This is a genomic window from Streptomyces aurantiogriseus, assembly GCF_014649375.1.
Classification (GTDB): Bacteria; Actinomycetota; Actinomycetes; order Streptomycetales; family Streptomycetaceae; genus Streptomyces; species Streptomyces aurantiogriseus.
Genome location: NZ_BMSX01000013.1, coordinates 301,338 through 308,196, shown reverse-complemented (window position 1 = coordinate 308,196; position 6,859 = coordinate 301,338). Strand labels below are relative to the sequence as shown.

9 protein-coding genes are annotated in these 6,859 nt (G+C 71.2%); 7 read left to right on the top strand and 2 right to left on the bottom strand.

The window, feature by feature from the left end; all coding sequences use genetic code 11:
- Positions 1-119: 119 nt before the first annotated feature.
- Positions 120-434 (bottom strand): hypothetical protein, encoded by a 315-nt coding sequence (locus IE263_RS27125; protein ID WP_189940405.1) that lies wholly within the window; start codon positions 432-434, stop codon positions 120-122.
- A gap of 185 nt (positions 435-619) precedes the next feature.
- On the opposite strand from IE263_RS27125, the gene IE263_RS27120 reads away from it, so the two are divergent.
- The 3 genes from IE263_RS27120 (at position 620) to IE263_RS27110 (ending at position 2,732) form a co-directional block, all read left to right on the top strand.
- The gene (locus tag IE263_RS27120; RefSeq protein ID WP_189940404.1) at positions 620-979 is read left to right on the top strand and encodes an ArsC/Spx/MgsR family protein; all 360 of its coding nucleotides are present in this window, start codon (positions 620-622) and stop codon (positions 977-979) included.
- Positions 980-1,045: 66 nt separating this feature from the next.
- A complete protein-coding gene (locus IE263_RS27115; protein ID WP_189940403.1) occupies positions 1,046-1,894 on the top strand; it encodes a hypothetical protein in 849 nt (282 codons plus the stop codon).
- Between the two features lie 118 nt (positions 1,895-2,012).
- Complete coding sequence (locus IE263_RS27110) at positions 2,013-2,732, top strand: SCO2207 family protein (RefSeq protein WP_189940402.1); 720 nt, start codon at positions 2,013-2,015, stop codon at positions 2,730-2,732.
- Between the two features lie 3 nt (positions 2,733-2,735).
- Here the strand turns inward: IE263_RS27110 and IE263_RS27105 are convergent, their stop codons facing one another.
- Positions 2,736-3,677, bottom strand: coding sequence for an alpha/beta fold hydrolase (locus tag IE263_RS27105; protein WP_189940401.1), 942 nt, complete (start codon positions 3,675-3,677; stop codon positions 2,736-2,738).
- Positions 3,678-3,747: 70 nt separating this feature from the next.
- On the opposite strand from IE263_RS27105, the gene IE263_RS27100 reads away from it, so the two are divergent.
- The 4 genes from IE263_RS27100 to IE263_RS27085 all read left to right on the top strand — a co-directional run bounded on the left by IE263_RS27100 (position 3,748) and on the right by IE263_RS27085 (position 6,840).
- Entirely contained in the window at positions 3,748-4,197 is a 450-nt protein-coding gene (locus IE263_RS27100) for a MarR family transcriptional regulator (protein ID WP_189940400.1), read from the top strand.
- A 322-nt stretch (positions 4,198-4,519) separates the two neighbouring features.
- Positions 4,520-5,548, top strand: coding sequence for a glutamine synthetase (glnII, locus tag IE263_RS27095; protein ID WP_189940399.1), 1,029 nt, complete (start codon positions 4,520-4,522; stop codon positions 5,546-5,548).
- Positions 5,549-5,618: 70 nt separating this feature from the next.
- Positions 5,619-5,891: a hypothetical protein gene (locus IE263_RS27090; RefSeq protein WP_189940398.1), complete on the top strand. Its 273-nt coding sequence runs from the start codon at positions 5,619-5,621 to the stop codon at positions 5,889-5,891.
- Between the two features lie 364 nt (positions 5,892-6,255).
- On the top strand, positions 6,256-6,840 hold the full coding sequence (locus IE263_RS27085) for a winged helix-turn-helix domain-containing protein (RefSeq protein WP_189940397.1): 585 nt from the start codon (positions 6,256-6,258) through the stop codon (positions 6,838-6,840).
- Positions 6,841-6,859 lie beyond the last annotated feature (19 nt).

Sequence of the window (6,859 nt, the reverse complement as noted above, 5' to 3'; positions counted from 1 at the left end):
CCGACCGAGACGGGCGGGTGGGTGGGTGGGCGACGGGCCGGGGGGCTGGGGGCGGAGCCCCCAGTCGACGGCGCCGCAGAGCCGGGTGCCGTACAGACGGACGGCACCCGGCACCCCGCTCACCTCGAGTAACGCATCAGCGCCCGCACCATGTGGCACGTCGTGTCCGACGGCGGGTGGACGCCGATCAGTTGGGCCGTGTCGCGGATCTTCTCGTTGCGGGCCTGGTTGGGCAGGTAGACGCCCGAGTCGAGGAGGGCGATGGCGAGGCGCATCGCCTTGAGGCGGCGGTTGTGCGAGACGTACCACTCGCGCGGACGCCCGGCCGGCAGCGGCCGCTTCTCCATGGGCGCGTAGGGCAGGTCGAGTTGGACGGGACGCTTCGCGGTGGACTGGGTCGGCAGCGGCTTCTGCTTGAGTGCGGCAGCGGGCACAGGCATCCTCCTGTCGCGGTCAGGGCCCCGACCCGGAACCTCCGGCGGAACCCTCGAACACTGCTTCTATTCTACTGCCCCCCACTGACAAAAGCCCCTGGCCACAAGGGCTTTCGGGGTCGCAGTGACGCACGGGAAGAACGGGTTTCCGGGCACCTCGACGCCCTCGGGCTACCGTGATCCGCATGGAGATCTGGATCAACCCGGCCTGTTCCAAGTGCCGCAGCGCCCTCAGCCTGCTCGACGCCGAGGGCGCCGACTACACCGTCCGCCGCTACCTGGAGGACGTACCGAGCGAGGACGAGATCAGGGACGTACTCGACCGTCTGAACCTGGAGCCGTGGGACATCACCCGCATCCAGGAGGCCGTGGCCAAGGAGTTGGGCCTGAAGGAGTGGCCGCGGGACGCCTCCGCGCGCGAGCGCTGGATCGCGGCCCTCGCCGAGCATCCCAAGCTCATCCAGCGCCCGATCATCACCGCCGACGACGGCACGGCGGTCGTGGCCCGCACGGAGGAGGCCGTACGGGACGCCTTGTCTCGTTAGTCCGGTGGGCAATGGTTTGTCGGTCGAGGGGAGTCGAGGCGTCCGGCGCTGTTACCCTCCGCGGCCATGACCTTCGGTGATCAAGGATTCCCGTACGGACCGACCACGGCACCACCCGACCCCTACGCCCAGTTCGCAGCCGAGCAGGAGCGGATACGCAGGCGCCGGCGGACCCGACGGGCGGTCGCCGCCGGGGCCGGCGTCGTCCTCGTAGCCGCCATCGCCGCCGGCGCGCTGATGATGACGACGGGCGGGGACGACGGCGGCGAGCCCGCGTCGGCCGCTCAGCCGGCGACCACGACCGTCTCGGCCTCGCCCTCGGGCCCGGCCGTCCCCTCCGTCGACGTCGGCCTCCCCTCCGACGCCCCGAGCGTCCTGCCCTCCCTGCTCTCCCGGCCGGTCATCCGCCCGGAGCAGGCGTTCCCGCGGACGGTCGTCCGGCTGAAGGACGGCTCCCGGTACACGCGCGTGGACCTCGCGACCACCACCGACTGCGCCCGGGGCATGTCCCCGGAGCTCGCGGAGCTGATCGAACAGGGCGAGGAGTGCTCCCGGTTGACGGCCGCGCTGTTCACGGACGCCGACCGGCGCTCACAGGTCACGGTGTCCGTGCTGAGTTTCGCGCGGGTCGAGGACGCCTCGCGCGTGTTCATGATGGCCTCCATGGACCCGGTCACCTACCAGGTGGTCTCGCTCGACCCGCCCCCGCAGGCCGGTCTGCCGACGGTGCCGCCCGGCTCGGCCGGGGTCTTCCGGCGGCTGATGACCGTCCGCTCGGTGGTGTTCGCCAACGGCCAGTGGGGCGACGGCGCCGAGACCGGGGAGGCCGAACTCACCGCCCAGACCGAGGGGTTGCTGCAGCACGTCAACGACACGGTGGTGGCGTACGAGGACGGAAACACCGGGGAGGAGTAACACGAGCCAACTCCTTTGTGGCGCACGTCACTTGAGTTTACTCCTGTAACCGATGAGTAACCTCGTTCGGTATCTCGTACATAGCGGCGTACGCTCCCCTACCTCTCAGGAGGCGCGCATGTCGCGCAGGAGAACTCTCAGTACGAAGAAGAAGCTCGCCCTGTTGGTGAGCGCCGCGACGGTGGCGGGAGGCGGTGCCTTCGTCATGGCGGCCACGTCGAACGCCGCGCAGTCCCCGCAGACGGCCGCCGAGTCGTCCGTCTGCCAGGGTCTCGCCACCGCCCTCGGCAACAACCAGCGGTTCATCGACGGCCAACGGGCCAACCCGGACGCGCAGTCCGCGGCCCGGATCACCAACCGTGAGGCCGTCATCGAGCAGATCAAGGTGCAGCAGAAGGCGTCCGGGTGCGTCGTTGGGGAGTCGGCTCAGGGCTCCCAGGCGACGCAGCCGGCGCAGCCCGCCCAGCCGCCGGCTCAGAGCGCCCCCGCCGGGAACACCGGAGACACCGGGAACACCGCAGGCACCGGGAATGCCGGGGACACCGGAAACACCGGTGACGCCGGGAACACCGGCGGCGGCGCCGCCTCCGGCCAGCAGGTCTGCAACGGCTCCACCGTCACCCTCTCCGGCGAGGGGGGTGCCCCGGCCGCGTCCAGCAACCAGTTCCCGGCGGGGACGAAGCTGAAGGTCACCAACCTGGACAACAACAAGTCCACGACGGTCGAGGTGACCTCGGTCTCCGGCAGCTGCGTGCTGCTGAACAACGCGGCCTTCGAACAGGTCCGTGAGCCCGGCAAGTTCCTGATCCGCCGGGCCGTGATCGAGAAGGTGGGGTGACGCTCAGACGAGAAACTCCCTGAGGCGGCGGCCCAGTTCGGGGGGCGCGGCGTGCGGCAGCGCGTGATGGGACACGTCCGGCAGGACGGCTGTCACAGCGTCCCGTAGCACCTCGCCCGCCCGAGCCGTCACCTCGTACGTGTCATGGGTCCTGCTGTTCGCGGCCACGAGCAGCAGGACCGGCGTGTCCAGGGCCCGCAGCGCCTCCGGCGCCGGACGCGGGCCGGTCACCGGTTTCGCGGACGGGAAGCCCGCGGCCGCCTCCTGGAGACGCAGCCAGTCGGGGTCGAGGCCCTCCCCCACTCTCGGCTCCTCCCCCACCCTCGGCCCCTCCCCCACCCTCGGCTTCGCTCGAGCGGGGGGACCCCCATGAGTGGGAGGGACCCCCATCCCGGTCTCCCACTCCAGAAAGGCCCGCACCCGGCGCGGAGTGGGCCGCAGCAACATCGGCAGGGCGTGGAGCAGGTACGCCGCCCGGTACCCGGCGAAGCACTGGGTCGGGTCGAGGAGGAACAGACGGCGCACGCGGCCGGGCGCGCGCAGGGCGTAGTGCAGGGCGATCCAGGCGCCGTACGAGTGCCCGCCCAGGGACGCCTCCCGGATGCCGAGGCCGTCGAGGACGGCGTCCAGCCAGACGACGAGGTCCGTGACCGTCCGCGGCGCCCGTCCCCCCTCTGTCCGGCTCCGCCCCGCCGCACCGGCCAGATCGACGGCGCACACCCGCCGCTCCCGCCCCAATTCCCCCGCCTGCGCGTACCAGGACGCCGATGTCGCTCCCCCGCCTCCCGGGAGGAGCACCAGCGGGGCCGCGTCGCGCGGGCCGCAGACGTTGACGTACGCCGGGCCGAAGGGCGTGGGGACGGTCACCGCCTCCCGGTCGGCGGGCCACTTGGCCATGACCTTGTCGTAGGCCGCCTGAAAAGCGGCACTGTCGTACGCAGGCATCACGCCTCCCCTATTATCTCGCTCAGCGAGATGTTCGATGAGCGAGATGATAACCGCGGAGGAGCACCGCATGGCAGCCGAAGGTCCGGAAATGGAGATCGTCCACCTGCTGCGGGCGGTGACGGTCGAGCTGAGCCTGCACAGCGCCCGGTTCGCGAACCGCAACGGCATGCATCCGACCGATGTCCGTGCGCTGATCGCGCTCATGGACGCGCGGCGGGCGGGCGAGGAGATGTCCGCGGGGCGGCTCGGCGGGACGCTCGGGCTGAACTCGGCCGGGACGACCGCCGTCATCGACCGCCTGGAGCGCGCCGGTCATGTGCGGCGGGTGCGCGGCCGGACGGACCGGCGGCGGGTGGTCGTCGAGGTGGACGAGCGGGCCGTGGAGCTCGGCCAGGCCTTCTTCGGGCCGCTCATCGGGCGGGTGGTGGAGCTGCTGCGGGGCCACGACGAGCGGGAGCTGGCGGCGATCCGGAGCTTCCTGGACGGCGTACGGGAGGCGGCGGCCGAGGCGGACTGAGGGCCGGCGCGGCCCGGGCGTCCCCCGCCGCCCCTGTCGCCGTGCCCGGCCGGCCCCCGGTCATTCCCATCGCATACGAGTCGCCGTACGCGCGCGTGCACGCGCCCGTCTGCGACCGCGAACGGCAACTTCGGGCCGGGCCGGGGCCCTCACAGCGTGAGGCGCACCACTGCACCACCAGGTAACACGGGGTTCACACTCGGGCAATGATCGGGAAATCGCCTGTTGACAGGCTGCCGGGCAAACAACCGCGGCGCCCCAGTGCCGCAGCGCCGCAGCACCCGCAATACGCGCCTAGACCCACCCCCGAAGGATGTGGCCCGTGAGCTTCAAGGCTGAGTACATCTGGATCGACGGCACCGAGCCGACGGCCAAGCTGCGTTCGAAGACGAAGATCCTCTCCGACGACGCCAAGGGTGCCGAGCTGCCGATCTGGGGCTTCGACGGGTCCTCCACCAACCAGGCCGAGGGCCACGCCTCGGACTGCGTGCTCAAGCCGGTCTTCTCCTGCCCGGACCCGATCCGCGGCGGCGACGACATCCTGGTCCTGTGCGAGGTCCTGAACATCGACTTCACCCCGCACGCCAGCAACACCCGTGCCGCGCTGACCGAGGTCGCCGAGAAGTTCGCCGCCCAGGAGCCGATCTTCGGCATCGAGCAGGAGTACACCTTCTTCAAGGACGGCTACCCGCTCGGCTTCCCCAAGGGTGGCTTCCCGGCCCCGCAGGGCGGCTACTACTGCGGCGTCGGCGCCGACGAGATCTTCGGCCGTGACGTCGTCGAGGCCCACCTCGACAACTGCCTGAAGGCCGGCCTCGGCATCTCCGGCATCAACGCCGAGGTCATGCCCGGCCAGTGGGAGTTCCAGGTCGGCCCGCTGTCCCCGCTGGAGGTCTCCGACCAGCTGTGGGTGGCCCGCTGGCTGCTCTACCGCACCGCCGAGGACTTCGGCGTCTCCGCCACCCTCGACCCCAAGCCGGTCAAGGGCGACTGGAACGGCGCCGGCGCGCACACCAACTTCTCCACGAAGGCGATGCGCGAGGGCTACGACGCGATCATCACCGCGTGCGAGTCGCTCGGTGAGGGCTCCAAGCCGCTCGACCACGTCAAGAACTACGGCGCCGGCATCGACGACCGCCTGACCGGTCTGCACGAGACCGCCCCGTGGAACGAGTACTCCTACGGCGTCTCCAACCGTGGTGCCTCGGTCCGTATCCCGTGGCAGGTCGAGAAGGACGGCAAGGGCTACATCGAGGACCGCCGTCCGAACGCCAACGTCGACCCGTACGTGGTGACCCGCCTGCTGGTGGACACCTGCTGCTCCGCGCTGGAGAAGGCCGGCCAGGTCTGATCCCCGGTTCTTCCCGGAAAGGGGCGCCCGCCGGCTCGGCGGGCGCCCCTTCTGCGTATCGTGCGCCGCCATGGGGACCGACGGGGTGGAACAGGTACGGGCGCACGGCTCGGCGGGGGACGTGTCCGGGCTGCTGCGGGCGATGGAGTCCACGGACGCGGACGTGCGCGAGGAGGCGATGAACCGGCTGTCCTGCGCGGCGTGGCAGGAGGACGACCTCGCCGAGGCGGCCGCGCGTGCGGTGCCGCGGCCGGCCCGGCTCGCCCTGAAGGGGCACGGTCACCGACCGGCTCCTGGAGGATCCCGACGGAACCTGCTGGAGACCGCCCGCATCCTCGGCTGACGCCGGCTTCACACCAAGCAGACGACCAAGCAAAGGTCCCAGCGAACGACCAAGCAAAGGTCCCAGCGGACGTCCAAGCAGTGAGAGAAGTCTCCTGTCACCCGCAGGTGTCTGCTTCAATGGGCCCATGGCCAGCTTCCAGAAGCACTCCGCGACGGGTCGCCATGACCTCGAGCCCTTCTGGCCTTCCCGTCAGCACCACGACTTCGACCGGGTGTGTTGCCGCGCGATGAACGCGCCGGCCCTCTAAAGCCGTACCCCGGCCTTCGGCCGACGCGAACGACGTACGTCCCTCGACGAGCCCGACCACACATCGCGGCCGTCGCCCAGCCCGACGAACTCCTCGCGAAAGAGCTGACCTCTCATGGCGACCACTCGTTCTCTCTCCGCCGCTTCCCTCACCACCTCGTCCGGCCCCTCCCGTCACCGTCTGCGGGCAGTGGACCGGGACGAGGTGGTGGAGGTCGCGGACCTGCTGCCGCCGGGCGCCACCTGGCTGCCCGCTCCCCAGCACGCCCTGCCCACCCTGCCCGGCCAGCCGCCGATGATCGGCTACCTGGTGCTCGTCCCCGCCGACCAGCAGCCGCCGTTCCTGCCGGTGGCGGTGCCCGAGCAGCCGGACACCGGGGCGGCCGAGGACACCGACGACGCCGACGCGCCGCTCGTGCGGATCGACACCGTGCAGCGCACCGCGTGGGTGGAGGGGCGTGAACTCGACCTGACCTACCTGGAGTTCGAGCTGCTCGCGCACCTCGTCGCCCATCCGCACCGGGTGCACACACGCGACCAGCTCGTCACCACCGTCTGGGGCTACGGGCATGTGGGCGACGGCCGCACGGTCGACGTCCACATCGCCCGGCTGCGCCGGAAGCTGGGCGCGCGGCACCGCCAGACGATCCAGACGGTGCGCCGGGTCGGCTACAAGTACACCCCGCCGACCGGCCGTTGACCGGTCCTCTGCCGTCGGC